Genomic DNA, 205 nt, shown 5'->3' with positions numbered 1-205 from the left:
CCCAGCCAGCAGGCTGACATCGGCCAGACTGTTGTCCAACACGTTGAACGGTGCCGGCGTTGTCATCGGCTTCTCGGTGCCCTTGCGCCGGAACACTGGGCGCTCGCATTTAAGCACCACATAACTGGAGGCCCGCTGGGCCAGCCGGTAGGTGGTCTTGCTGCCAATCACTTCGTACTGATCGGCCTCCGGGCCGGTCAGCTCC

1 pseudogene is annotated in these 205 nt (G+C 63.4%); it reads right to left on the bottom strand.

Features of this window, described 5'->3' with window-relative positions:
- Positions 1-205: pseudogene (locus EZI54_RS24325) on the bottom strand (IS66 family transposase); the annotation flags it as partial.

This window comes from Marinobacter halodurans (assembly GCF_004327985.1).
Classification (GTDB): Bacteria; Pseudomonadota; Gammaproteobacteria; order Pseudomonadales; family Oleiphilaceae; genus Marinobacter_A; species Marinobacter_A halodurans.
The sequence above is the reverse complement of the archived record's forward strand: the minus strand, read 5'-3'. Positions and strand labels throughout refer to the sequence as shown.